Raw genomic sequence first — 26,127 nt, forward strand, 5'->3', positions numbered from 1 at the left:
ACTTGCCCCGCGATGGGGCCGCTACCCTCATCGCGAGGCAAGCTCGCTCCCACGCCCCAAAGGTCGTCAAGCAATCTTGTGAATACATGGAAAGGGGCAGTGAGATGAATGCAACCACGCGTGACAACGGCAGCCTTCGGCAACGGGACCTGGACGCCCTTGCCAGCGCCACGCACGCCGACCCGTTCGCCGTGCTCGGCCCGCACCCCGATGGTGCAGGCGGTCAGTTTATCCGGGCCTTCCTGCCCAACGCCCTGAATGTGCGCGTGCTGGCCCGCGATGGCGGGCACGTGCTCGCTGAAATGCAGCAACAGCGCCTGCCAGGGTTGTTCACCGCGCACATCGACGATGCACAACCGTATCTGCTGCAGATCGGCTGGGCCGGGGGCGAGCAGGTCACCGAAGACCCTTACAGCTTTGGCCCGCAACTGGGCGACATGGACATGTACCTGTTCTCCGAAGGCAACCACCGCGACCTGTCCGGCCGCTTCGGTGCGCAACCGACCCAGGCCGACGGCATCGACGGCGTGTGCTTCTCGGTGTGGGCGCCCAACGCCAGGCGGGTTTCGGTGGTGGGCGACTTCAACAACTGGGACGGCCGCCGCCACCCCATGCGCCTGCGCCACAGCGCCGGGGTGTGGGAATTGTTCGTGCCGCGCCTGGGTGTCGGCGAAACCTACAAGTTCGAAGTGCTCGGCGCCGACGGCGTGCTGCCACTCAAGGCCGACCCGCTGGCCCGCGCCACCGAGCTGCCACCGAGTACCGCCTCGAAGGTGGCCGGCGCCCTGGCCCACGACTGGCACGATGAGCAATGGATGGCGCAGCGCGCCCAGCGCCACGCCTACAACGCACCGCTGTCGATCTACGAGCTGCACGCCGGCTCCTGGCGCTGCGAGCTGGACGATACCGGCGAGGTCGCGCGCTTCTACAACTGGCGCGAACTGGCCGAACGCCTGGTGCCTTACGTGCAGGAACTGGGCTTCACCCATATCGAGCTGATGCCGATCATGGAGCACCCGTTCGGCGGGTCCTGGGGCTATCAGCCGCTGTCTTTGTTCGCCCCGACCTCACGCTACGGCACGGCGGAAGATTTCGCCTTCTTCATCGACGCCTGCCATCAGGGCGGCATCGGCGTGATCCTCGACTGGGTACCGGCGCATTTCCCCACCGACGAACACGGCCTGGCGCGCTTCGACGGCACCGCGCTGTACGAGTACGACAATCCGCTGGAAGGCTTCCACCAGGACTGGAACACGCTGATCTACAACCTCGGCCGCAACGAGGTGCGCGGCTTCATGCTGGCCTCGGCGCTGCACTGGCTCAAGCATTTCCACATCGACGGCCTGCGCGTCGATGCCGTGGCGTCGATGCTCTACCGCGATTACTCGCGCAAGGCCGGCGAGTGGGTGCCCAACCGCCATGGCGGGCGCGAGAACCTCGAAGCCATCGACTTCATCCGCCACCTCAACGGCGTCGCGGCCCACGAGGCACCGGGCGCATTGATCATCGCCGAGGAATCCACCGCCTGGCCCGGCGTCAGCCAGCCCACGCAACAGGGCGGCCTGGGCTTTGCCTACAAGTGGAACATGGGCTGGATGCACGACACCCTGCATTACATCCAGAACGACCCGATCCACCGCACCTACCACCACAACGAGATGAGCTTCGGGCTGATCTATGCCTACTCCGAGCACTTCATCCTGCCCATCTCCCACGACGAGGTGGTGCACGGCAAGCACTCGCTGATCGACAAGATGCCCGGCGATCGCTGGCAGAAGTTTGCCAACCTGCGCGCCTACCTCGCGTTCATGTGGGCCCACCCAGGCAAGAAGCTACTGTTCATGGGCTGCGAGTTCGGCCAGTGGCGTGAGTGGAACCACGACAGCCAACTGGACTGGTACCTGCTGCAATACCCCGAGCACCAAGGAGTACAGCGCCTGGTCGGCGACCTCAACCGGCTGTACCGCGAGCAACCGGCACTGCATGAACAGGACTGCCAGCCCCAGGGCTTCCAGTGGCTGATCGGCGACGATGCGCACAACAGCGTGTACGCCTGGCTGCGCTGGAGCAGCCAGGGCGAACCCTTGCTGGTGGTGGCCAACTTCACCCCGGTGCCGCGCGAGGGCTACCGGATCGGCGTGCCGTTCGGCGAACGTTGGCAAGAGTTGCTCAACAGCGATGCCGGGCTGTATGCAGGGTCGAACGTGGGCAACCTGGGGGCGGTGGCCAGTGATGAGATTGCCAGCCATGGGCAGCCATTGTCGCTGGCGCTGAACCTGCCGCCGTTGGGGGTGTTGGTGATGAAGCCGGCTGGTTAGCTCCCGGTAATGACTTCTTGGCGGGGTCTCCCGCCAAGAAGTTGCCTGAGCTACAGCGTTGAAGAAAAGCGGCTAGCCCCGGCGCGTATTATCTTCGATAAATTCCCGTTTAACGATGACTTGCAATGCGACTTGACCATTGGAGACCACGCCTTCCCTAGTGCTGGTTGCTTCATTTTGTATGTTGTCTATTAACTCGTTGAAGGATTTGGATTTTAGAGTCGATGGTAGGTCAATTGGTGTCACTGAAATTGAGAATATATAGGTCCCGCTGTAGTCTGGACTTTCAGTGCTGCGATTGATCTGGAATCCGATGTCTTTATTTGAAGCGTGCAATAATTCGGCGCAATGTACAGCGTCGGTGAACATGGTGGCGTAATGTCCAGGTATGCCATTAATCCCGTAGATCTCCATCCCTGCAAAGGGGCCTGGGGATGCTAGGTATAAAAAACTGCGATATTCTTCTAGGAATGATTCGGCTTTGCTGGCTGCGAAGATCTTCAACGCCTCTATGAATTCGTAATGATCGGTTTCTGGTATCGGAGTCAACGTGCTATCTGGTAGGTCCTCTGTTTCGAGTAAGTTTGAAATGCTATTGTTGTATGCTTTCAGGAATTCGCTATTATACAAATATCTATTGCTAAGCGAGGTGTCATTAAATGGATTTGAAAATTCGGCGAATGTCCTCTTGAAGTGAGTGCTTGTCACAGGCTGTGTTACTTTAACTTCGGCTCGTTCAAGGTCTGCTTTAGTTGCATCGCTTGGTTCTTCCAAGGCGCGCCGGATGGCAGCATTCATCAATAACGGGTGATGGTTTTTGGTGAGATCTTCTGGCGCGCGTTGCGTAGCCAGGGCGGCGATTACAGGATGAATCAGATCGAGGAGCTTGTATGCCTGTTTCAGTTTGTTCGGGTCATTGATGGCGTATATATTGTTTAATTGTTCGATGTATTTTTTGCTTTGTTCTTCGTCCGCCAAGGGTTCGGTTGTCATGATGTTTTCCCTCAAATCTATGCTTCAGTTAGGCTGGGTGGCTACCTGGGGTCGATATCAATTTCCAAGTGGATTTTTTCGCAGTGGCAATTGATCGACCTGCAGAGATTTTTCGCCGGTTGATAGAGCACGGCAACTGATAAAAATGTCAGGTGCGACATAGCGCTGGCGGCTTTATCATGGCTATTCAGGCCGCCAGGCAGTGTCCGGAAACAGAGTGCGCGATGCTTGCAAGTATTGATGTCGGCATTCAAGTGAGCCTGTCGGAATCTGCTACCGCGTTTTGCAAATTCGAGCATGGCTCTATCTGTTTTCACCTCGCGTGGCTGATATCCAGCGTCGTGAATAACCCGCAAGCCAGAGTTCCAGTGTGCCTGGGCAATGGGTGCGTTCGCTTGTCTACCAGCGCATCCTCACCCCGAGGCTGCCAATCAGCCCATTCAGATCGTTGTCATCCACGTCGCTGCTGTAATCGGCACTGACGAACAGCGCCACGTTCGGCGTGACCCGCGCCACCAGCCCCAACCCCAGGTCCACCGAGGTCGAACTGCGCGAGCTGGAGATCTTGTCGACCTGGTCCAGCTTCACCGAGTCGCTGTTGCTGAAGTCGTACCAGACGTTGGTGCGCACATAGGGCTCGATGGGCATGCCTTTCACTTCATAGCGCGCCGACAGCTTGGCACCGACCCGGCCGCTCCAGCTTGGCTGGCTGTCGAACGCCTGCAAGGTTTCCTCCTGCACCTGGCTGCCAGGGAAGAACTGCTGGTTGATCAACTGCGCCTGGGGCTCGATCACCCAGCCGCCCCCCAGGCCGATGGGGAAACCGCCCTCCACCGAAAAGGTCATCGCATGGCCACTGTCGTCCACTCGCTGGCCGGCCTGGGAGCGGCCATTGACGTCGATGCGCGTACCCATGGCCACGGCGTCCACGTGCCAGCCCTGCTCATGGGTCATGCTCCAGTACACGCCCAGGCTCTCGCCGCTGAGGTTCACCGCATTGCGTTGTTTGTCACCGAGCAAGGGGCGCATGCCGTTGAAGCTGCTCTGCAGGTTGTTGTGGCCGACGAAGATCCCGGCACGGTGAACGTTGCCTGCGCTGGTTTCGCGCACGAACAGGTCGGGGCCGATCATCAACTGCTGGCTGGGCGCCTCCAGCTGCGCCGGCGCCTGGGCTGCTGGCCTTGGTGTGCCGGGGAAGAACTGCGCCCACTGGCTGGCGATCATGTCGCTGGCCAGTGGGCCGTGGCGCTCGCTCATCTGCGTGGAGAATGCCGAGAGCATGCCCTGGTTGAGGCCATTGACGCTCAGCGGGTCGAGTGAGAGTTGGGGGACCTCGGGCTGTTCCAGGAACCGGGCGAAGGGTTCGCCCTCCTGCAGTTCGAAGGCGAAGGTTTCCACCGGGGTTGCCAAGAGCAGCGACGTGGAAACCGCGCAGCAAAAAGCTTCGAAACGCAGGGGGTTCGAGGTGCTTTTCATGGCGGATCTCCTGTTGTTGTGTGTTGGACAGCACGTTGAACAGCCGGGCAATCTGGCCTGATGTCACGGGCTGTACGACAAAAACAGGGGCGACCCAAGCCAGCGCGCCAGCCTGCTTGAGCGCGCACAAAGGCGCGAGCTAGAGGCCCGGCACGAATTTTTACGTCTGTTGGTTCTGTTCAGCTAAGGAGAGGACAGGGCTTGCGTCAAGAATGTGTGAAGGCTTTGGCAAGGGTTCGTTGAGTAATTCAAGCCATTGAATTTGTACAGAATTGGCGAGGCCATATCGTCAATGGTGATTGCTCGCCGGGCGGCTATGCCGAATCGTTGCTACAGGCGCACTTCCACAGCCAGCGGCAGATGATCGGACAGGTGTGTCCAGGGCTTGTGGCCGAGGATCATCGGCCCATGGCTGTCGGCGTTGCGCAGGTAGATACGGTCCAGGCGCAGCAGCGGCAGGCGTGCGGGATAAGTGCGGGCGAGCAGGCCGTGATGGCGTTCGAAGGCTTCGTGCAGGCCCTGTTGCCGGCCCAGGGTGCGGTTGCCGTGCAACTGCCAGTCGTTGAAGTCACCGGCGATGATCACCGGGGCGTCGGCGGGCAGTGCATCGAGCAGCTTGCTCAACAGTTGCAGCTGTTTTTGCCGATGGCTTTCCAGCAGCGACAGGTGCACGCAAATGGCATGCACCGGTGCTTGCCCGGGCACGTCGAGCACACAGTGCAGCAGGCCGCGCCGTTCGGGGCCGGTGATCGACACGTCGAGGTTGCGGTGTTCGATGATCGGGTACTTGGACAGCAGAGCGTTGCCGTGGTGGCCGTCCGGGTACACCGCGTTGCGCCCGTAGGCGAAATCGCTCCACATGCTGTCGGCGAGGAATTCGTACTGCGAGGTCTGCGGCCAGCCGGGGTAGCGGCTGGCGTGGCGATCGTGGCTGCCCAGCACTTCCTGCAGGAACACGATATCGGCCTGGGTGCTGCGCACCGCCTCGCGCAGCTCCGGCAGGATGAAGCGCCGGTTGAAGGCGGTGAAACCCTTGTGGGTGTTGACCGTCAGCACCTTGACCCGGTGCACGGCCGGGGCCTGGCTGACGCTGGCGAAACCTGGACTGCCGGCTTCGGGGTTCACAGGAACTCCTGTAGCGATTTACACGATTCTTGTGGGAGCGGGTTTATCGAGCCGTCGAACCGCCGCGAACACGGGCGTAGCCCGTGCCATGCACCGTAGTGTGGTCTTCGCGGGTAAACCCGCTCCCACAGGTATTTTGGTGATCATGGCTACGGATTAGGACCGCCCGTCCGTTGCCAGGTTCAGTCCTCTTCCCGCTGCAACGCCATCAACAGCAACGAACGCCCCTGCACCTCGAACACCGTGTCGAACTGCAGATGCTGCGGCTTGCGCAGCTCCGGTCGATCGGTGTCGACCAGGCAGCTCCAGTATTCGCCCTGCGGCACCGCCGGCAGCTTGAACGGCACCACGTCGTGGTAGGCGTTGACGATCAGCAGCAAGGTCGCCTCGGCCCCGGGCCGGGCAATGCCGCTGACCTGGGCGCGGCCGTCCATCAGCATGCCCAGGCAACGCCCGTGCGGGTCTTCCCACTGCTCCACGGTCATCTCGCTGCCGTCCGGGGCCAGCCAAGTGACGTCCTTGACCCCGATCGCCTCGTTGTAGTCACCCACCAGAAAGCGCGAGCGGCGCAGGATCGGGTAGGCCAGGCGCAGGCGGGTCAGGCGTTTGACGAAGGCCAGCAAGGCCTTGCCGTCCTCGTCCAGCTCCCAGTTGACCCAGCCGATCTCGCTGTCCTGGCAATAAGCGTTGTTGTTGCCATGCTGGGTGCGGCTGAACTCGTCGCCAGCGACAATCATCGGCGTGCCCTGGGCCAGCAGCAGGGTGGCGAAGTAGTTGCGCATCTGGCGCATGCGCAGGGCATTGATCGCCGGGTCGTCGGTCGGGCCTTCGACGCCGCAGTTCCACGACAGGTTGTTGTTGGTGCCGTCCTGGTTGTTCTCGTCGTTGTCCTCGTTGTGCTTGTCGTTGTACGACACCAGGTCGCGCAGGGTGAAGCCGTCGTGGGCGGTGACGAAGTTGACCGAGGCGTAGGGCCGCCGGCCACGGTTGTTGAACAGGTCGCCGGAGGCTGTGATGCGCGCGGCGAAGTCGGCGAGCATGCCTTCGTCGCCTTTCCAGAAACTGCGCACGGTGTCGCGGAAACGGTCGTTCCACTCCGCCCAGCCGGGGGCGAAGTTGCCCACCTGGTAGCCGCCGGGGCCACAATCCCAGGGTTCGGCGATCAGCTTGACCTGGCTGAGCATCGGGTCCTGGCGGCAGGCCACGAGGAAGCCGTGGCGTTCGCTGTAGCCATCGTGGTAGCGGCCGAGGATGGTCGCAAGATCAAAGCGAAAACCGTCCACGTGCATCTCGCCCGCCCAGTAGCGCAGCGAGTCGGTGACCAGTTGCAGCACGCACGGATGGCTCAGGTCGAGGGTGTTGCCGGTGCCGGAATCGTTGATGTAGAAGCGCTTGTCGTCGGGCATGAGGCGGTAGTACGAGGCGTTGTCGATGCCGCGCATCGACAGGGTCGGGCCGCGCTCGTTGCCCTCGGCGGTGTGGTTGTAGACCACGTCCAGAATCACTTCCAGCCCGGCGTCGTGCAGGTGCGCGACCATCTCCTTGAACTCGGCGATCTTGCCGCTGGCCAGGTAGCGCGGGTGCGGGGCGAAGAAGGCGATGCTGTTGTAGCCCCAGTAGTTGTTCAGGCCCTTGTCGAGCAGGTGCTGGTCGTTGACGAAGGCATGGATCGGCAGCAGCTCGATGCTCGATACCCCAAGCGCCTTGATGTGCCCGAGCAGTTCGTCGTTGGCCAGGCCCGCGAAGGTGCCGCGCAGCGCCTCGGGCACCGCCGGGTGGCGCATGCTGATGCCGCGGGCGTGCGCCTCGTAGATGATGGTGCGCTCCCAGGGGATCTGCACACGTTGGTCGCGGCCCCAGGTGAACGCTGGGTCGATGACCTTGCATTTGGGCACGAAAGGCGCGCTGTCGCGCTCGTCGAACGACAGGTCGTCGTCGGGGTGGCCGATGGTGTAGCCGAACAGGGCCTCGGACCATTTCAGTGTGCCAACCAGTTGCTTGGCATAGGGGTCGATCAGCAGTTTGTTGGGATTGAAACGGTGGCCGTTCTGCGGTTCATACGGGCCATGCACGCGGTAGCCGTAGACCAGGCCAGGGTGTGCATCGGGCAGGTAGCCGTGGTAGATCTCGTCGGTGTACTCGGGCAGCTCGATGCGCTCGAGCTCCTGTTCGCCGGTTGAATCGAACAGGCACAGTTCGACTTTGCTGGCGTTGGCCGAGAACAGGGCGAAGTTGACCCCCAGGCCGTCCCAGGTGGCGCCCAGTGGGAAGGGCATGCCTTCGCGGATGCGCGATGGGGCGACGGAGCGGGTTTTCTTCGGGGTGCGGGGGCTCATGGCAGTCCTCGTGGTGCGGGGGAGGGGGATCCATCAGAGGATCGGTGCCGGCTCTTTCGCGGGTAAACCCGCTCCCACAGGTTCTCCATCTCACCCAAGGCTAATGGTGATCCTGTTGGAGCACAGGTTCTCCAACACACCCAAGCACACCCAAGGCTAATGATGATCCTGTGGGAGCGGGTTTACCCGCGAAGAGGCCGGCACAGCACTCAGCCTGCAGCAGGCTTTTTCACTGCCTTTGGCTTCTTCGCCGCCACTGGCTTTTCTGCAGCCACCGCCGCCTTCGGCTTGGCCGCCGCCTTCTTGCGCGGCGCGGCCTTGGGCGCTAACGCTTCAGCCTCGGCCAGCTTGCGGGCCATCTCCCAGTGGCGGATTTCCTGGCCCTCCGGCTTGCCCTCCGATTCCCAGATTTGATAGGCGAATTCGCGAACACGTTTTTCTTCGACACTCATCACGACGCTCCTGAATGCAGTTAGGCATGATCAATCAACACATTGACCGGGAACTCCATCAGTACGGTGCTCAACTTCAGCTCCTTTGAAGGGCTGACAGCACCGCCACCGAAAAGTCCCGAGCAGTTGGCAGGCGACAAGGCAAACGGCAGGATCAGCCGCGTATCGTCCCAGTTCTGTGCCGGGATCAATGGGGTTGTGGCGTTACCCAGCAAGCTGCTGGCAAGCCGTGGTGCGACAACGATGGCGCGCTGCTCCTCGCCCAGTCGGGCGAAGGCCAGCACCTTGTCGGCGTGGCGCCCCTGCACGTTCAGCGGCAGGTAGGCGCCACCCCGGAACAGTTCGGGATGGCTCATGCGACAGTCCAGCAGCCGGGCGATCAGTGCCTGCTTGATGCGCCCGTCCTGCCAGTGGCCGAGCAGTTCGGCCAGGGGCGTGCTGGCGTCCAGGCTGGCACGCCTTGCAGCGTAGTCCACCGGGCGCCGATTGTCCGGGTCGACCAGGCTGAAGTCCCAGTACTCGTTGCCCTGGTACAGGTCGGGCACGCCCGGCGTGGTCATGCGCAGCAGGCATTGCACCAGGCTGTTCAGCGCGCCGGGGCAGGCGATCTGCCGCGCCGCCTCGTGCAGCGACTGGCGCAGCTGCTGGTTCTGCGCGTCCAGCAGCAGGCCGTTCACATAGGCGGCGCAGGCCTGTTCATAAGCCTCGTTCGGCGCCGCCCAGCTGCTGCGCAGCTTGGCCTCGCGCAGGGCCTTCTGTTGCCAACCGCCGATGCGCTCGGCGTAGTGGCGCAGTGCGTTGGCGTCATGCAGGTCGAGCGCCAGCGGCCAGCTGCCGAGCAGGGTCTGCCACAGCAGCAGCTCATCGCCCGGGCCGGGCGCGGCGCCATCCTCCAATGCCTCGCGCAGCGGCGCTGCCAGTTCGCGCCAGTGCTCCACCCGGCTGGCCAGCCAGGCCCCGCGCTCGCTGAGCACCGCCAGGCGCGCCCGGCAGTCTTCGCCACGCTTGTGATCGTGGGTGGCGGTGGCCAGCAGGTTGTCGGGGAAGTCGCGCAGGCGGCGCTGGGCTTGCGTGTGAAACCATTCAGGGGCGGCACTGAAACGCTCGGCCTCGAAGCCCACATCGTTGCGCGACAACAGCCGGGCGCTGCGGTAGAAGGCGGTGTCTTCCACGGCCTTGGCGGCGGTTGGCGCGGTCAGCTGCTGGAAGCGCACGCAGGCGTGACGCAGGTGCTTGCGTGGTCGGCCCGGGGGCAGGCGCCGCCAGGGCTGGCCGCCGAGCCACTGCGCCAGGTGCTCGAGCAGCGGCCAGTCGGCCTCGCCCAGTGACTGGCGGGCGTCAGCGAGGGCTTGCTGGAAGAACCCCTCGTCCTCGGCCGGGCGGCCACAGGCGTTTATGTAGGTGCGGTACACCGGGTAGTGCTCGGCCAGCGCCTGCAGCGCGCGGCGGATGGCACCGAGGGTGAGGTCACGGGTCATCAGGTCGTCGCGGGCCACCTGCAGCAAGGCCAGGGCCACCGACTCGCAGTCGCCGGCCAGGCCGGCGTTGAGCACCAGGTGGCGAGCCTGGCGCACTTCCTCGGCAAATGCCGGCCGTTCGCTGACGGTGCTCCACAGCTCGGTCAGCGGTGCTTCGCCCGCCGGGTCGTGTTGCAGCAGCGAGACCTGGTTCATGAACTCGTAGCCGGTGGTGCCATCGGTGAGCCAGTCGCGGTGCAGGTGTTCATCGGCGCCGAGGATTTTCTCGACGTAGATCGGGAAGTGCTCCACGCCCGCCTGCAGCGGCCGGCGCGCCAGCAACCCGTCGACCCGCCGGCGCAGGTTGCGGCAGTAACGGCGCGGGTCGGCCAGGCCGTCGATATGGTCGATGCGCAAGCCATCCACCAGCCCGCGCTCGATCAGCTCGAACAGCTTGGCGTGGGTGGCTTCGAACACCACCGCACGCTCCACCCGCAGGCCGCCTAGTTCATTGATGTCGAAAAAGCGGCGCCAGTTGATGTCGTCGGCGGCGGTGCGCCAGTTGGCCAGGCGATAGGTCTGGCGCTCCAGCAACTGGTGCAGGCGCTTGAAGCCGGCTTCGGTGCGGCTGTCGAAGGCGGCCAGGGCGGCTTCGAGGCTGGCCCCGGCGCTGACCACCAGGGCCAGGTCGCGGTGCAGCGCCACGGCGTCGGCCAGCGGTTCGGCGGCCTCCTGCAGAGCACTGAAGTGTTGCGCCAGGGCCTGCAACCGTGGGTCTTCGGCACGGCCGAGAATGCGCTCGTAGTCCAGCGGGCAGATCGGGAAACGATGCTCGTGATGGGCGACCTCGAACCGGCCATGCTCGGCGTCGAAGGTCAGGGGCATGTCACCGTTGAGCAGCGCCACGCCATAGTCGCTGCCGAGGAACGGCAACAGCAGTTGCCCGGCCAGCAGCGGGTCGCTGGAGTGCCACTGGATATCGAAGAACTCTGCATAGGGGCTGCGCCGGCCCCAGGCCAGCAGGCTCTGCCACCAGGGGTTGTCGGCGCCGCCCACGGCCATGTGGTTGGACACCGTGTCGAGGATCAGGCCCATGCCGTGCTGGCGCAAGGCGGCCACCAGGCGCTCCAGCGCGGCCTCGCCGCCCAGCTCGGGGTTGACCCGGGTCGGGTCGACCACGTCGTAGCCGTGGCGCGAGCCTGCACGGGCAGTGAGGATCGGCGAGGCGTACACGTGGCTAATGCCGAGCTGGGCGAAGTAGGGCACCAACGGCGTCGCGTCATCCAGGGTGAAGTCGCTGTGCAGCTGCAGGCGCAGGGTGGCGGTCAGCGCCTTCATCGATCACGCTCCCAGGCTTGTTCGCGGGCCTGGGCCAACAGCTCCAGGCGCCGCGCTGCGTCCTCGTCGTCGAGCAGCCCGAGGGCGGTGGCCTTGAAGCGGCGCCGCCAGTTGGGGTGGCCAGCGGTGGTGCCGGGCAGGTTGGGTTGCTCGTCGCAGCCCAGCAGGTCTTCCAGTGGCACCAGCACCAAGGGGGCGCGGGTGTGGCCGACGTAACGGATCGCCGCGTCAATCAATGCGCTGTCGTCCGCCAACGGGCCGTAGTTGTGCTCCAGGGTGCGGCGCAGGCCGTCGCGCTCCAGCGCCCGGCTATCGCGCCAGTGCCCTTCGGTGGTGGCGTCGATCAGTTGCAGGCGGTTGTGCCAGTCGATGTCACGGGCTTGCAGCCAGCCGGCCAGCGGCGCCAGGTCATGGGTGCCGGTGGTGGCCAGGGCGTTGTCCGGCCAGTCGAGGATCGGCTTGAAGTGCCCGGGCGCATCCTGCTCGAAGGGCAGCACGCGCATGCCCAGCACGGCCTTGGCCGCCAGGCGCTCGCGCAGGCCTTCGGGCACGGTGCCCAGGTCCTCGCCAAGGATGATCGCCCGGTGCCGTACCGATTCCAGGGCCAGCAGGCGCAGCAGGTCGTCGAGCGGGTAGTTGAGGTAGGCGCCCTCGCGGGCAGTGGCGCCACGGGGGATCAGCCACAGCCGGCGCAGGCCCATCACATGGTCGATACGCAGGCCGCCGGCGTGGGCCAGGTTGGCTCGCAGCATCTCGATGAAGGCGCGGTAGCCGTTGCGCTTGAGCCCTTCGGGGGAGAAGGCGCAGATGCCCCAGTCCTGCCCCGCACGGTTGAGGATGTCGGGCGGCGCGCCGACCTTGAGGTCGGCCAGCAGCTCGTCCTGGCGGCTCCAGGCCTGGCTGCCGGCGCCGTCGGCGCCCACCGCCAGGTCGGCGATCAGGCCGATCGCCATGCCGTTGCTGCGTGCCGCGTCCTGGGCGCGTTGCAGGCTGCGTTCGCTGAGCCACTGGCAGAACGCGTGGAATTCGACACGGGCCGGGTAGGCGGCGGCGAAGGCTTCGACTTCCGGGTGATAGGGGTCGTGCCAGGCTTTTGGCCAGTTGCGCCAATCGGCGCCCAGGCCCTGGTCCACCGCCTCGCTTTGCAGCACTTCGAAACGGCAATGGTGTTCGAGCCGTTCGCCGCCGGCCTCGCGGAAACTGGCGAAGTCTGCGCGCAGCGGGTGGTCGCCCTGGCTGAAATCCTGGTATAGCGCTTCCAGCAAACGCTGTTGGGCCTTGGCGGCGCGTGGCCAGTCCACCAGCGGCTGTTGCTGCAGGTCTTCCAGTGTCTGCGCAAGCCCGCAGGCCTCGATCGCCATGCGCACGGCGCGTTCGCCCAGCAGGGCTGCGGGGCTGGCGTACAGTGCGTTGAGCAACAGCCGGCTGGACGGTGAATAGGGGCTGAAGTGCTGTTGGTCGAAGGCCGACAGCGCGTGCATCGGGCTGATCGCCAGGGCATCGGCGCCGCGCTCGGCGGCACTGCGCGCCAGCTGTTCCAGCGCCAGGCAGTCGCCATAGCCGCCATCGTCGGGGCGGCGCAGGCTGTACAACTGCACCGCCAGGCCCCAGCAGCGCGGTGGCGGTTCGCCGATGGCATCTTCGAGCGCCTGGCAGCGCTGCGGCGCCACGGCGAGGGTGAAGGTGCGGCCATCGATGGCCAACCGGTGATAGCCGGTCGGCAGCCCGCCCTGCAGGCGTGCCTGGGTGTCCAGCACCAGTGTGCGCTGGCTGGCGTCCTCCAAGGTGCAGTGCACGTGGCTGCCGGCGCTGAACCAGCGTTGCAGGCCGAGGGGCTGGTCGACATCGACGGTCAGCAGCGGCGGCAGGTGTTCGCTGTCTTCGGCCTGTTCGACCAGGCGCAGGCTGCTGGCGATGGCCTGGTCGTTGTCAGCGGGGTGGCCAAGGGCTTGCAATACACGGCGCAGCACCTCGTCGCTGACCTGCTGCGGGCGGTTGTTGGCGTCGATCCAGTCGCGGGCAAGGCCGACGCGGGCGGCCAGGCGGTGCAGGGGCTGTTCGCTCATGGCGTCTCCGGTTCGGGGGGCAGCAGGCTGACCACGCAGCTGTACGCGGCGAGTGTCGAGTCGGGGTGGGCGTTGTCGCTGCTGTCGTACAGGCGCAGCGCTTGGGGCGGCAGTTGCGCGGCCTGGGGCTGGGCGCCGAGGTTGAGGTCGATACGCAGCTGCTGGCCGTTGCCCAGGCGCCAGCGCGCAGTGAGCGCCTTGTCGCCCAGCACCTCGGTGCCGAGTGCGCGGGTGCCGGGCAGGTGCGGGATGAGGTGGCGTTTACGCAGGTCGAGCAGCTGCTGATAAAGGCCGTGCCAGCCGGCCAGCACGTCCTTTGGCTGCGGCCGGGAACGTTCGAAGGTGGTTTCGGCGTTGGGGTCGGGGATCTGTGCGCGCCTGGCGGGGTCGGCGAAGGCGTCGAAGTGGGCGAACTCACCACGCCGGCCCTCGCGCACGGCATCGGCCAGCGCGTCGTGGAAGTCGGTGAAAAACAGGAACGGCTTGCAGCTGCCGTCGTCGTCGCCCATGAACAGCAGCGGGATCATCGGCGCCAGCAGCAACAGCCCGGTGGCCGCGCGCAGGGCCTGCGGCGGGCAAAGGCGGGTAAGGCGCTCGCCCAGTGCGCGGTTGCCGACCTGGTCGTGGTTCTGCAAAAACAGCACGAACGCGCTGGGCGCAAGGTGGCCGCTGGGTTCGCCCCGTGGCGTGCCATGGCGGTTGGCCTGGCCCTGGAACACGAAGCCTTCGGCCAGGCAGCGTGCCAGCTGCTCGATCGGCCGCTGCTGGTAGTCGGCGTAGTAGCCCTCGGTTTCGCCCGTCAGCAGTACGTGCAAGGCGTTGTGGCCGTCGTCGTTCCACTGGGCGTCGAAGCCCTGCTCCAACAGCGCGGCCTGGTTGTGTTCGTTTTCCAGCACCAGCCAGATCTGCCGGCCCGGCGCTACCGCCGCGCGCACCCGCTGCGCCAGTTCGACGAGGAAATCCGGCTGGTCGATGGCGTGCACCGCATCCAGGCGCAGGCCGTCGCAGCGGTAGTCGCACAGCCACATCAGCGCGTTCTGGATGAAGTACTCGCGCACCGCTGGCCTGCGAAAGTCGATGGCCGCGCCCCAGGGTGTCTGCCGGTCCTGGCGAAAGAACGGGCTGGCGTACTGGTGCAGGTAGTTGCCGTCCGGGCCGAAGTGGTTGTAGACCACGTCCACCAGCACCATCAGGCGGTGGCCGTGGGCTTGGTCGATCAGTGCGCACAGCTCCTGCGGCGTGCCGTAGCTGTGCTGTGGGGCGAACGGCAGCACGCCGTCATAGCCCCAGTTACGTTCACCGGGGAACTGGCCCAGCGGCATCAGCTCGATGGCGCTGATGCCCAGCGTGGCCAGGCGTGGTAGCGCCTCGGCCACGCCGCGGTAACCGCCGAGCAGGCCCACGTGCAACTCCTGGATCACCGCCTCGTGCCACGGGCGGCCCTGCCAGGGGTGTTGCCACGGATAGCCGGCAAGGTCCACCAGCTCGCTCGGCCCCTGCACGCCCTCGGGCTGATAGCGCGAAGCCGGGTCGGCCACCTTGAGCTGCCGGTCGATAAGCAATTGATACCGCTCACCTGCCTGGCACGGGGCAACGCCGACGTACCAACCGTCATCAACGGGCGACAGCTCAACGGCGGGCTGCCGCTCGACTTCCACGCTCACGCTGCGCGCATCCGGCGCCCAGAGGGCAAAGCGCGCCGACGTGGCGTCCACTACCTGCGCGCCATGCCTGTGCATCGTCCGCTCTCCGCTCAGTAGTGGGCGATCTGGGTCTGCTTGACCAGGTCCTCATACAGCCGCGCGTAGGGTTCCACCGCCTGGCACCAGTTGAAGGGCTGGGTCATCGACAGGCAGCGCATGGCGTTGAGCAGGTGCTTCTTGCCATACACGTAGAAGGCGCGGCTCAGCGCTTCGCGGTAGCTGTCCAGGGTCGAGTCGTCGAACAGGAACCCGGTGACGCCGTTCTCGATGGTGTCGGCCAGCCCGCCGGTATTGCGCGCCACCGGCAGCGAACCGAAGCGTTGCGCGTACATCTGGCTCAGGCCGCACGGCTCATAGCGCGATGGCATCAGCAGAAAATCGCTGCCGGCGAACATCCGTCGGGCATCAGTTTCGTTGAAGCCGATGCGCACGCCGATGCGGCCCGGGTGACGCAGTGCCAGCTCGCGCATGGCCTGTTCTTCCTCGGGCTCGCCACGGCCGATGATGGCGATCTGGCCGCCTTGCTCGACGATGTAGTCGGCCACGCCCAGGGTCAGGTCCAGGCCTTTCTGGTAGACCAGCCGCGAGACCACGGCGAACAGCGGCCCCTTGGACGCGTCCAGGCCGAACAGCTCGCGTACCTGCTGGGTGTTGCGCGCCTTGCCGTCCCAGTCATTGAGGCTGAAGTTGTGCACCAGGTGCCCGTCGGTGGCCGAATCCCAGCTCTCGTCGATGCCGTTGGGGATGCCGCCGAGCAAGCCTTGCTGGGCCTTGCTGGCAAGGAATCCGTCGAGGCCGCAGCCGAACTCGGGGGTGGTGATTTCCCGGGCGTAGGTGGCGCTCACCGTGGTGATGTGGCTGGAGTAGGCCAGGCCCGCCTTGAGGAACGACAGCTTGCCGTAGAACTCCATGCCTTCCTGTTGCATGGCGTGGTCGGGGATCGCCAACTCCGGGCTGCAGGCGCGGCTGTAAACGCCCTGGTAGGCCAGGTTGTGGATGGTGAACAGGGTCGGGGTGCTCAGCCCACGCCAGTGCATGTAGGCCGGGGCCAGGCCGGCCGGCCAGTCGTGGGCGTGCACCAGGTCGGGGCGCCAGTGGGCCATGCCTTCACCGGCGGCAATTTCTGCGGCGGCCAGGCCCAGGCGGGCGAAGCGAATATGGTTGTCCGGCCAGTCGCGGCCGTTGTTGGCGCCGTAGGGAGTGCCTTCGCGCTGGTACAGCTCGGGGCAGATCAGCACATAGATCACCAGGCCGTCGGCCAGGTCCATGCGGCCGATCTTGCACGGTGGCAGTGCCGCGTGGCCGCCCAGTTCACCGACGATATGGATGGGGTTGTCGCTCTCCATCACCTGGGGGTAGCCGGGGATCAGCACCCGCACATCGTGCAGGTGGGCCAGAGCCCGTGGCAGGGCGGCGGACACGTCGCCCAGGCCGCCGGTCTTGACCAGGTCGGCGATTTCCGAGGTGACGAACAGGACCTTGCGCTTGTTGGGGTTGTGCTGGCGCTGGGCGCCGGGTGCCTTGACTGTCGGGGCGAGGCTGGGTGGCAGCGGCTCGCGGCTATCCGATTTGAATGCATCTACGTGAGGTTCGACAGCGGCACTGATCATACTTCTCTCCGTCCCTTGTTTTTGCGGGTGCGGGCACCCGTTGCGTTATTTCGTGCTGGTTCTCTCTGATCGGTAGTGCATCTTCGTAGTGCGGTCCTTGCCCGATATCGGTGCGCGCAGGCACGGCACGCTCGGCAATCCGGCCGAAAAGCGTGTAGGCGGGTGGGGGTGGGTGGGCCTGGCGTGAGGAAGTCCCTTTGCGTTGGCCTACTTAGCTCCTGACCTGCCCGCATTTCGGAAAGTTCGACTTTTTTACGTCACTTTTTCCGAGCAAAACGCGGGCCGAATCTGGAGTGTAGGGGACGAAACGACATTCTTGTGACTTGCTGGTCATTTTTATGATGACCGTTCGTCCCCGCAAACGTTGGCGGGTGTTACAAAATTTGTACAGGTAGGGAGGTGCCTGGTCGGCGGGTAGGGCGGGAGGTGAAAACGGGCAGGGCGGGGAGCCGCTTGGCTCCCTGCGCAGGGGCGGTGACTCAGAGGCTGGCGGGCTTGCCTTGCAGGCGGGCCTGTTCTAGCAGTTGGTTCAAGTGCGCCACTTGCTGGCGCAGCTGGTCACGTTCGTCCTTCAGCTGGCGCAGTTCATCACGGCGTACGGACACGTAGAGGGTCTGGGTGGGAGTAGCAGGCATCAGGGTACCCATGAGCACACCTCGCAGGGCTGGCTGGTGACAAATCAAAGCGTAGTCGCTTCACGCGGCGCGCATTCTGAATTCTTTCCCTGGCCATGGGAACTTTTTTGTTTATCGTGGTCTCGCCGTTCGTCGGTGAACCCTCTGCGGGTACGCTGGACTAATCTGAAATCCTTAACGGCTGTAATCCATTTCTAACGGGAGCGTCACCACATGCAACTGGGAATCGTCGGGCTGGGCCGCATGGGCGGCAATATCGCAAGGCGGCTGATGCGCGCCGGCCACCGCACCGTGGTGCATGACCGCAACCGTGAAGCGATCACTGGGCTTGAGGGCGAGGGCGCGCAAGGGGCTCACGACCTTGGTGCGCTGGTGCAGAAGCTCAAGGCGCCGCGCGCGGTGTGGGTCATGCTGCCGGCGGGCGAGCCCACCGAGCAGACCATCGCCCAACTGGCCGAACTGCTGGAGCCGGGCGATGCGATCATCGACGGCGGCAACACGTTCTATAAAGACGACATGCACCGCGCGGCCGAGCTGGCCAAGCGTGGCCTGCATTACCTGGACGTGGGCACCTCCGGTGGCGTGTGGGGCCTGGACCGCGGCTACTGCATGATGATCGGTGGCGAGAAGGAGGTGTTCGAGCGCCTGGAACCGCTGTTCAAGGCCCTGGCCCCCGGCGTCGGCGACATCCCCCGCACTCACGGGCGCAGCGGTGAGCACGAGCGCGCCGAGCATGGCTACATCCACGCCGGCCCACCGGGCGCCGGCCACTACGTGAAGATGGTGCACAACGGCATCGAGTACGGCCTTATGCAGGCCTACGCCGAAGGCTTCGACCTGCTGCGCAGCAAGGGCGGCGACGAACTGCCCGAAGACCAGCGCTTCGACCTCAACCTGACCGAGATCGCCGAAGTGTGGCGCCGTGGCAGCGTGGTCACCTCCTGGCTGCTGGACCTGACCGCCGACGCCCTGGTCGCCGACCCACAGTTGTCCGCGTTCAGCGGTTCGGTGTCTGACAGTGGCGAAGGGCGTTGGACCATCGATGCCGCCGTGGAGCAGGCAGTGCCGGTGCCGGTGCTGTCCAGCGCGCTGTTCGCCCGCTTCCGCTCGCGCCAGCAGCAGGGTACTTACGGTGACAAGATCCTCTCGGCCATGCGCCTGGGCTTCGGTGGCCACGTCGAGAAGAAAGGCGAATGACCAAACCAAACATCCCTGCCGCTCCACCCTGCACCCTGTTCCTGTTCGGCGCCAACGGCGACTTGGTCAAGCGCCTGCTGATGCCGGCGCTGTACAACCTGAGCCGAGATGGCCTGCTGGACCGCAACCTGCGCATCGTCGGGGTCGATCACAATGCGGCCACCGCCGAAGCGTTCGCCGAGCGCCTGCATGCCTTCATGCTGGAGCGTGACCAAGGCCGCGAAGGCAGCGAGCGCTGCCTGGACGACAAGCTCTGGGCGCGCCTGGCCAAGCGCCTGGACTACCAGACCGGCGACTTCCTCGACCCGGCGACTTACCAGGCCTTGGCCAAACGCATCGACAAGACCAGCCACGGCAATGCCATCTTCTACCTGGCCACCTCGCCGCGCTTCTTCCCGGAAGTGGCCCAGCGCCTGGGCGATGCCGGCCTGCTCGACGAGTCTGCCGGGGGCTTCCGCCGGGTGGTGGTGGAGAAGCCCTTCGGCACCGACCTGGCCAGCGCCGAAGCGCTGAACGCTCGCCTGCTGAAGGTGATGAGCGAGCGGCAGATCTACCGCATCGACCATTACCTGGGCAAGGAGACGGTGCAGAACATCCTGGTCAGCCGTTTTTCCAATGGCCTGTTCGAGTCGTTCTGGAACAACCATTACATCGACCACGTGCAGATCACAGCGGCCGAGACTGTCGGCGTCGAGACCCGCGGCGCCTTCTATGACAGCACCGGCGCCCTGCGCGACATGGTGCCCAACCACCTGTTCCAGCTGCTGGCGATGGTCGCCATGGAGCCGCCGGCCGCCTTTGGCGCCGATGCGGTGCGTGGCGAGAAGGCCAAGGTGATCGGCGCCATCCGCCCGTGGACGACGAAGATGGCACTGAAAAATTCGGTGCGTGGCCAGTACACCAGCGGCAAACAGGGGCGCAAGCCGCTGGCCGGTTACCGCGACGAGCCCAATGTTGGCAAAGACAGCCAGACCGAGACCTACGTCGCCCTTAAAGTGATGATCGACAACTGGCGCTGGGCCGGCGTGCCGTTCTACCTGCGCACCGGCAAGCGCATGAGTGTGCGCGACACCGAGATCGCCATCTGCTTCAAGCCCGCGCCTTATGCGCAGTTCCGCGAAAGCGAGCTGGAGCGGCCCAAGCCCAACTACCTGAAGATCCAGATCCAGCCCAACGAAGGCATGTGGTTCGACCTGCAGGCCAAGCGGCCCGGTCCGGAGCTGGTCATGGAAAACGTCGAGCTGGGGTTTGCCTACAAGGACTTCTTCAAGATGACCCCGGCGACCGGTTACGAGACCTTGATCTACGACTGCCTGACGGGTGACCAGACCCTGTTCCAGCGTGCCGACAACATCGAGAACGGCTGGCGCGCGGTGCAGCCGTTTCTCGATGCCTGGGCCAACGAGGCGGGTGAGGTGCATGGCTATGCGGCCGGGGAGGATGGCCCGGAGGCAGGCAACGAGCTGCTGACCCGCGACAAGCGCGAGTGGCACAACTTGGGTTGATGGTTGCCTGCACTGGCCTCATCGCGGGGCAAGCCCGCTCCCACGAAAGTGGGCTGCCCCCAAGAAGTTGGACACCAATTTAAGCCTTGGGGGTGGTCCAAAGCGTGGGAGCGGGCTTGCCCCGCGATGAGGCCGACTTAGGCGGAACGACTAGCGCCCACCAGGCATCCAACCTCAGGCCCACCCGCCAAAGGAGCCCCGATGCCTGCCCTCATCGAAGACTACGCCCTCATCGGCAACTGCCGCAGCGCCGCGCTGGTCAGCCGCGACGGTGCCATCGACTGGCTGTGCCTGCCACGCTTCGACGCCCCGGCCGTGTTCGCGGCATTGCTGGGCAACGAAGAAAACGGCCGCTGGCGCATCGCCCCCAGTGACCCGGTGGAACACTGCACACGCCGCTACCTCGACGACACCCTGGTGCTGGAAACCCACTGGACCACCGCCAGCGGCCGTGCCCGAGTGCTCGACTGCATGCCCCTGGGTGACAGCAACACCATCGTGCGCATCGTCGAAGGCCTGGCGGGCGAAGCCGCGTTCGAGATGGACCTGGTGCTGCGCTTCGACTACGGCCGCAGCGTGCCCTGGGTGGAAAAGCTCGACCCGCTGACCCTCAGCGCGGTGGCCGGCCCCGACCGTCTGATATTGCGCAGCAGCGTCGAAGCCCATGGCCAGGACCATCACAGCGTTGCGCGTTTTCGCGTGGGCACTGGCGAGCGTCAGGTGTTCAGCCTTTGCCACCAGCCCTCGCACCTGGCCGTGCAGCCCGGGTGCGATGTCGATCATGATCTGCAACAGACCATCGCCCAATGGCAGGCCTTCGCCGCCCGCTGCCCGGACGTCGGCCCCTACACCCATCTGGTGCGCCGCTCGCTGCTGACGCTCAAGGCCATGACCTATGCGCCCACCGGCGGCATGGTCGCCGCCGTCACCACCTCGCTGCCCGAGCGCGTGGGGGGCGAGCGCAATTGGGACTACCGCTACTGCTGGCTGCGTGACGCCACCATGACCTTGCTGGCCCTGATGAACCTCGGTTACTTCGACGAAGCCCAGGCCTGGCGCGAATGGTTGCTGCGTTCGGTGGCCGGCAACCCCGAGCAGATGCAGATCATGTACGGCCTGGCGGGGGAGCGTGACCTACCCGAGTTCAGCTTGCCCTGGCTGGCGGGCTACGAGCACTCCCGGCCGGTGCGCGTCGGCAATGCCGCCTCCGAGCAGTTGCAGCTCGATATCTACGGCGAACTCGCCGACGCCATGACCCAGGCCATCAAGGGCGGCCTGCCACGCCATCCGCGCAGCTCCGCCATCGCCAGGCTGATCCTGCCCTACGTGGAAAGCATCTGGCGCGAGCCTGACGAAGGGCTGTGGGAGGTGCGCGGCGGCCGTCAGCATTTCGTGCATTCCAAGGTCATGGCCTGGGTCGCCTTCGACCGCGCCGCCAGCCTGGCCGAGACCACCGAGGAAGACCGCGAGCGAGGCAGGCATTACCGACGCGTTGCCGAGCAGATCCGCGCTGAGGTCTGCGTGCGTGGCCTGGACCCCGGCGGGCAGCACTTCGTGCAGGCCTATGGCTCGACCGAGCTGGACGCCAGCCTGCTGCAGATTGCCCTGACCGGTTTTTTGCCGGCGGATGATCCGCGCTTTCTGCGCACCCTTGAGCAGGTCGAACAGCGCCTGCTGCGCAACGGCCTGCTGCTGCGCTACGACAGCGACAGCTGCAGCGATGGCCTGACGCCGGGGGAGGGCACGTTCCTGGTGTGTTCGTTCTGGCTGGCGGATGTGTATGTGCTGCTCGGGCGCCAGCAGGATGCGCAAATGCTGTTTGAGCGGTTGACTGGGTTGTGCAATGACGTCGGGCTGCTGGCCGAGCAGTACGACCCGGTGGGTAAGCGGATGCTGGGGAATTTTCCGCAGGCGTTCAGCCATATCGGGATTATCAATACGGCGTTGAATCTGCACCGGGCGCGGTGTCCGGTGCGGGATAGGGCGCATAGGGAGGGTCGGGATAGTGGGTGAGGGCTACCAGGTGCCTGCCGTTGTTTTTGCAGCGCCTATGAGATCGAGCGCCGCCCGCGCGGCGCATCGCTGGCAAGCCAGCTCCCACAGTTTGTTTCGGGCCAGTTACTCCTGTGGAAGTACCGGCGCCTGCCTTGGTGCATGCCTTGAAACATGTGGGGCGGCGGCAATGCCCACACTGAAACCGCGTCGTACCAACAAGGCGGACAGTGATGAACATGCAGGAGTAATTGGCCCGAAACAGATGTGGGAGCTGCGGTTCGCCGCTGCGACTTGCCAGCGATGCGCCGCGCGGGCGGCGCTCGATCTCGAGGGCGCTGAAGATCTATCGCCAGGCATCAGGTAGCCCAGACTCAATCCGAAGACGAGCGCCAGATCGCTATGACATGATGGCCGCCCCCGTGCACATCGACACCCGCATCGAAGAGGACTGCCCAATGACTTCATCGCCCCCCGACGGCCTGCCGGTCTACCGCCTGATCACCGGCAAGGACGACGCCAGCTTCTGCCAGCGCATTTCGCAGCTGCTCGCCTTGGGCTACAAGCTGCATGGTTCGCCCAGCGTCACCTTCGATGCCAACCTGGGCCACGTGATTGCCGCCCAGGCGGTGCTCTGGCCAACGGTGGAAGAATGAACGCCATCACCCTGCGACAGGCCGTAGTAGAGGATGCCGACGCCATCGCGGCGCTGGTCAGCGAAGCCTACAGCCCTTACATCGCCAGAATTGGTCGCGAACCGGCACCGATGCTCGACGATTACCAGCAGGTCGTGCACGAGGACGATGTGTTTGTTGCCACGCTGGCCTCGCGCATCGTCGGGCTACTGGTCATGCGCCGGGAAGAGCGTGAGCTGCTGTTGGTGAACGTCGCGGTTTTGCCCGCGTGCAAAGGGCAGGGCATCGGGCGGATGCTGATGGACTTCTGCGAGGCACATGCCTGCGCCGCCGGGTGTGAAACCATCCGGCTCTATACCCATGAGCGGATGACCGAAAACATCGAGATCTATGCCCGGTTGGGCTATCACGAGACGCATCGGGCTGCGCAGGATGGGTTTGAGCGGGTATTCATGCGTAAGTCATTGCTGTAACCACGGCCTGCGCAGCCCTTTCGCGACACTGGGGAATATCCCGCAGGCGTTCAGCCATATCGGGATTATCAATACGGCGTTGAATCTGCACCGGGCGCGGTGCCCGGTGTTGGATAGGGCGCAAGTGGCTGATCGGGAGAGTGGGTGAGGGCTGCCAGGTGCCTGGCGGGAGAATAGGTGAAGGCCACCAGGTGCCTGGCGGTGTTTTTGCAGCGCTCTCAAGATCGAGCGCCGCCCGAGCGGCGCATCGCTGGCAAGTCGCAGCGGCGAACCGCAGCTCCCACATTTGTTTTGGGCCAATTATGCCTGTGAGGGTACTGCTGCCCGCCTTGGTGCATGTCTCAAGTCAGGCGCAGGGCCTTCAGCGCCCACTTCGAAATCGAGTCGGGCCAAAAAGGCGTACAGCGATGTAGTCACAGGAGTAACTGGCCCGAAACAGTTGTGGGAGCTGGCTTGCCAGCGATGCGCCGCGCGGGCGGCGCTCGATCTCATAGGCGCTGCAGACCTGTCGCCAGGGGACTGTCAGATTTTTTGTGTGCGGGCCGGTAATGGCCTGCCGCTAGGCAGGCCCTGATTCTCACCAGGTTGGCCTGATGAACCGATCTCCATACAGAATCGCAAATTGATTCATCGCGCTTTTCCAGTCATGGGCCGGTTTTCCCCAATTGGCTGTGATGTTGCGCAATCCCAGCCAAATCAGTTTGGTCGCTGCATCATCATTCGGGAAATGTCCGCGAGTCTTGATGACCTTGCGTAGCTGGGCATTGATGCTCTCGATGGCGTTGGTGGTATAGATCACCTTTCGGATGGCGGGCGGGAAAACAAAGAATGGAATCACGCGATCCCAAGCCCGTCGCCAAGCAGCCACCACCGTCGGATATTTCTCGCCCCACGGCCCGTTCTCAAACTCATCGAGTGCTTGCTCAGCCGCTTCGGCATTGATGGCTTGGTAAATCGGCTTCAGCTCCTTGGCCAGAGCCCGCCGCTTGTCCCAGGCCGCGTAGTCGAGGCTGTTGCGGATCAGGTGCACGATGCACGTCTGCAGCGTCGTTTCTGGAAACACTGCGCTGAGGGCCTCTGGCATGCCTTTGAGGCCATCGGTCACGGCAATCAGCACATCTTCGACGCCACGCTTCTTGAGGTCGTTAAAGACCTTCATCCAGAACTTCGCACCCTCGGTGTTCTCGATCCAGATGCCCAGGATATCGCGCGTCCCGTCGGGGAGAACGCCCAGGGCCAAGTAAATGGCCTTGTTGCGAACCAGACCTTCTTCGCGGATCTTCACCCGCAGCGCATCGAAGAAAATGACCGGGTACATCGGCTCCAGTGGCCGCTGTTGCCACGCGCCAATCTCTTCCATGACCTCGTCTGTCACAGAGCTGATGAAATCGGGTGAAACGTCGGTTCCATACTGCTCGGACAGGAAGGCCCGGATCTCTCTGACCGTCATTCCACGGGCGTACATGGCGATGATTTTGTCATCGAATCCGGTGTAACGGCGCTCATGCTTGGGGATCAGAATGGGCGAGAAGCTGCCGTCACGGTCCCGAGGGATATCCAGCCGTAGCGGGCCATCGCCTGTCAGCACTGTCTTGCCACTCGTGCCATTGCGCTGGTTGGTCTCATCCTCTGGGCGCTGCGCGCCCGGAGGATAGCCCAGGTGATGGCCAAGTTCGGCGTTCAGGGCCCGCTCGATCAACGCTTTCTTGAAGGCGGCAGAAGCCTCTTCGATAGCCTCTGCGGTCATCAGTGGGGTTGCGGAAAACTGTTCAAGCAGCTCTTTCGGGACCTTCGGTAACTCTCGAAGCGGTTTCTTTTTGGTTGGCATGCATGCACCTCTTACTCATGGTATGCCCGAACACAAAATTTCTGACACCCTCGTCGCCAGGCACCTGGTGGCCCACACTCGATCCCCGGACGGACGCCAGATCGCTAAGAGGCAGACAACTGCAAAGCGCCCCCGCTACCTTGCCCGCCTCACCAAAGCAGCCCCCGCACAAGCCACCGCAATCGCCAAAATCCCCACACACTGCAGCAAGCTCAACGTCTCTCCCAGCACCAGCCAGCCGGCAATCGCCCCGGCGGCCGGCGAGGCGCTGAGCAGTACGCCGAACACGCTCGGCGGCAGGTGGCGCATGGCGAACATGTCCAGCAGGAAGGGTAGCGTGCTGGACAGCAATGCCACTGCCAGCCCCACGGCCAGCACCGTGGGTTGCAGCAGCTGGCTACCGGCCTGCAACGCGCCCAGCGGTACGCCGAGCATCGCCGCCACCAGCATGCCGCTGGCCACCGCCTGGCGGCCATGCACTGCCACTCGCGTGCCCAAGGTCACGTACAGCCCCCAGGCCAGCGCGGCGGCCAGGGCAAAGGCCACGCCGCGCAGGTCCAGCCCGTCTGCACCGGCCCCCCAGGGCAACAGCACCAGGCCGAACGCCGACAAGGTGATCCACAACAGGTCGATGCGCCGCCGCGAGCTCAACAATGCAACGCCCAGTGGGCCGATCACTTCGATCGAAACCGCGATACCCACCGGGATGTACAGGAACGCCCGGTAGATCAGCAGGTTCATCAAGCCCATCATCAGCCCGTAGCCGACCAGGTCGCGCAGGTTGGCCTGGCGCCAGATACGCCACGGGCGCAGCACTACCAGTAGAATCAGCGCCGAGAGGCCCAGGCGCAGCGCAGCCACGCCTTCCGGCCCCACCAGTGGGAAGATGGCCTTGCCGACGGCGGCGCCCGATTGCACTGACACCAGCCCCAGCAGGGCGGCAAGGATGGGGGTGAATGCCCCCGGGTTGGCTTGGCGCACAACGACC

At 64.6% G+C, this 26,127-nt stretch carries 18 protein-coding genes; 6 read left to right on the forward strand and 12 right to left on the reverse strand.

All coding sequences use genetic code 11. The annotated features are described in order from the left end of the window. The first annotated feature begins 104 nt into the window (after positions 1-104). Complete coding sequence (gene glgB / locus LOY51_RS10200) at positions 105-2,318, forward strand: 1,4-alpha-glucan branching protein GlgB (protein ID WP_125858166.1); 2,214 nt, start codon at positions 105-107, stop codon at positions 2,316-2,318. Positions 2,319-2,390: 72 nt separating this feature from the next. Here the strand turns inward: glgB and LOY51_RS10205 are convergent, their stop codons facing one another. From LOY51_RS10205 to LOY51_RS10250, 10 genes are all read right to left on the reverse strand, one after another. Then, positions 2,391-3,311 carry a hypothetical protein gene (locus tag LOY51_RS10205; protein WP_258646049.1) on the reverse strand — a complete coding sequence of 307 codons (921 nt, stop codon included), beginning with the start codon at positions 3,309-3,311 and terminating at the stop codon, positions 2,391-2,393. Positions 3,312-3,710: 399 nt separating this feature from the next. After that, a complete protein-coding gene (locus LOY51_RS10210; protein WP_125858168.1) occupies positions 3,711-4,787 on the reverse strand; it encodes an autotransporter domain-containing protein in 1,077 nt (358 codons plus the stop codon). A gap of 330 nt (positions 4,788-5,117) precedes the next feature. Continuing rightward, complete coding sequence (locus LOY51_RS10215) at positions 5,118-5,912, reverse strand: endonuclease/exonuclease/phosphatase family protein (RefSeq protein ID WP_125463535.1); 795 nt, start codon at positions 5,910-5,912, stop codon at positions 5,118-5,120. Positions 5,913-6,094: 182 nt separating this feature from the next. Further along, complete coding sequence (gene glgX / locus LOY51_RS10220; protein WP_258646051.1) at positions 6,095-8,248, reverse strand: glycogen debranching protein GlgX; 2,154 nt, start codon at positions 8,246-8,248, stop codon at positions 6,095-6,097. Between the two features lie 209 nt (positions 8,249-8,457). Beyond that, entirely contained in the window at positions 8,458-8,703 is a 246-nt protein-coding gene (locus tag LOY51_RS10225) for a DUF2934 domain-containing protein (RefSeq protein WP_125463537.1), read from the reverse strand. Between the two features lie 17 nt (positions 8,704-8,720). Next, complete coding sequence (locus LOY51_RS10230; RefSeq protein ID WP_258646054.1) at positions 8,721-11,495, reverse strand: malto-oligosyltrehalose synthase; 2,775 nt, start codon at positions 11,493-11,495, stop codon at positions 8,721-8,723. Then, positions 11,492-13,561, reverse strand: coding sequence for a 4-alpha-glucanotransferase (gene malQ / locus LOY51_RS10235; protein ID WP_258646056.1), 2,070 nt, complete (start codon positions 13,559-13,561; stop codon positions 11,492-11,494). The genes LOY51_RS10230 and malQ overlap by 4 nt, the downstream gene beginning before the upstream one ends. After that, positions 13,558-15,300: a malto-oligosyltrehalose trehalohydrolase gene (treZ, locus tag LOY51_RS10240; protein ID WP_258646057.1), complete on the reverse strand. Its 1,743-nt coding sequence runs from the start codon at positions 15,298-15,300 to the stop codon at positions 13,558-13,560. Before treZ ends, malQ begins: the two co-directional genes overlap by 4 nt. Positions 15,301-15,314: 14 nt before the next feature. Next, on the reverse strand, positions 15,315-16,874 hold the full coding sequence (glgA, locus tag LOY51_RS10245; RefSeq protein WP_125858176.1) for a glycogen synthase GlgA: 1,560 nt from the start codon (positions 16,872-16,874) through the stop codon (positions 15,315-15,317). Positions 16,875-17,353: 479 nt separating this feature from the next. Beyond that, the gene (locus LOY51_RS10250) at positions 17,354-17,521 is read right to left on the reverse strand and encodes a DUF6026 family protein (RefSeq protein WP_167409825.1); all 168 of its coding nucleotides are present in this window, start codon (positions 17,519-17,521) and stop codon (positions 17,354-17,356) included. Positions 17,522-17,722: 201 nt separating this feature from the next. Between LOY51_RS10250 and gnd the strand changes: the two genes are divergently transcribed. From gnd to LOY51_RS10275, 5 genes are all read left to right on the forward strand, one after another. Then, a complete protein-coding gene (gnd, locus tag LOY51_RS10255) occupies positions 17,723-18,706 on the forward strand; it encodes a phosphogluconate dehydrogenase (NAD(+)-dependent, decarboxylating) (protein WP_125858177.1) in 984 nt (327 codons plus the stop codon). After that, positions 18,703-20,211 (forward strand): glucose-6-phosphate dehydrogenase, encoded by a 1,509-nt coding sequence (zwf, locus tag LOY51_RS10260; protein ID WP_258646058.1) that lies wholly within the window; start codon positions 18,703-18,705, stop codon positions 20,209-20,211. Before gnd ends, zwf begins: the two co-directional genes overlap by 4 nt. Positions 20,212-20,412: 201 nt before the next feature. Further along, positions 20,413-22,224 (forward strand): glycoside hydrolase family 15 protein, encoded by a 1,812-nt coding sequence (locus LOY51_RS10265; RefSeq protein WP_258646060.1) that lies wholly within the window; start codon positions 20,413-20,415, stop codon positions 22,222-22,224. Between the two features lie 386 nt (positions 22,225-22,610). Then, positions 22,611-22,859 (forward strand): DUF1737 domain-containing protein, encoded by a 249-nt coding sequence (locus LOY51_RS10270; RefSeq protein ID WP_309475590.1) that lies wholly within the window; start codon positions 22,611-22,613, stop codon positions 22,857-22,859. Then, positions 22,856-23,311, forward strand: a complete 456-nt coding sequence (locus tag LOY51_RS10275) for a GNAT family N-acetyltransferase (RefSeq protein ID WP_125858180.1) — start codon at positions 22,856-22,858, stop codon at positions 23,309-23,311. Before LOY51_RS10270 ends, LOY51_RS10275 begins: the two co-directional genes overlap by 4 nt. Before the next feature lie 577 nt (positions 23,312-23,888). Here LOY51_RS10275 and LOY51_RS10280 read toward each other — a convergent pair. Together LOY51_RS10280 and LOY51_RS10285 are read right to left on the reverse strand one after the other, a co-directional pair. Continuing rightward, a complete protein-coding gene (locus LOY51_RS10280; protein ID WP_125858773.1) occupies positions 23,889-25,139 on the reverse strand; it encodes an IS256 family transposase in 1,251 nt (416 codons plus the stop codon). 135 nt (positions 25,140-25,274) lie between these two features. Next, the gene (locus LOY51_RS10285; RefSeq protein ID WP_258646062.1) at positions 25,275-26,120 is read right to left on the reverse strand and encodes an EamA family transporter; all 846 of its coding nucleotides are present in this window, start codon (positions 26,118-26,120) and stop codon (positions 25,275-25,277) included. Between the last annotated feature and the right edge of the window lie 7 nt (positions 26,121-26,127).

This window comes from Pseudomonas sichuanensis (assembly GCF_024749065.1).
Taxonomy (GTDB): Bacteria; Pseudomonadota; Gammaproteobacteria; order Pseudomonadales; family Pseudomonadaceae; genus Aquipseudomonas; species Aquipseudomonas sichuanensis.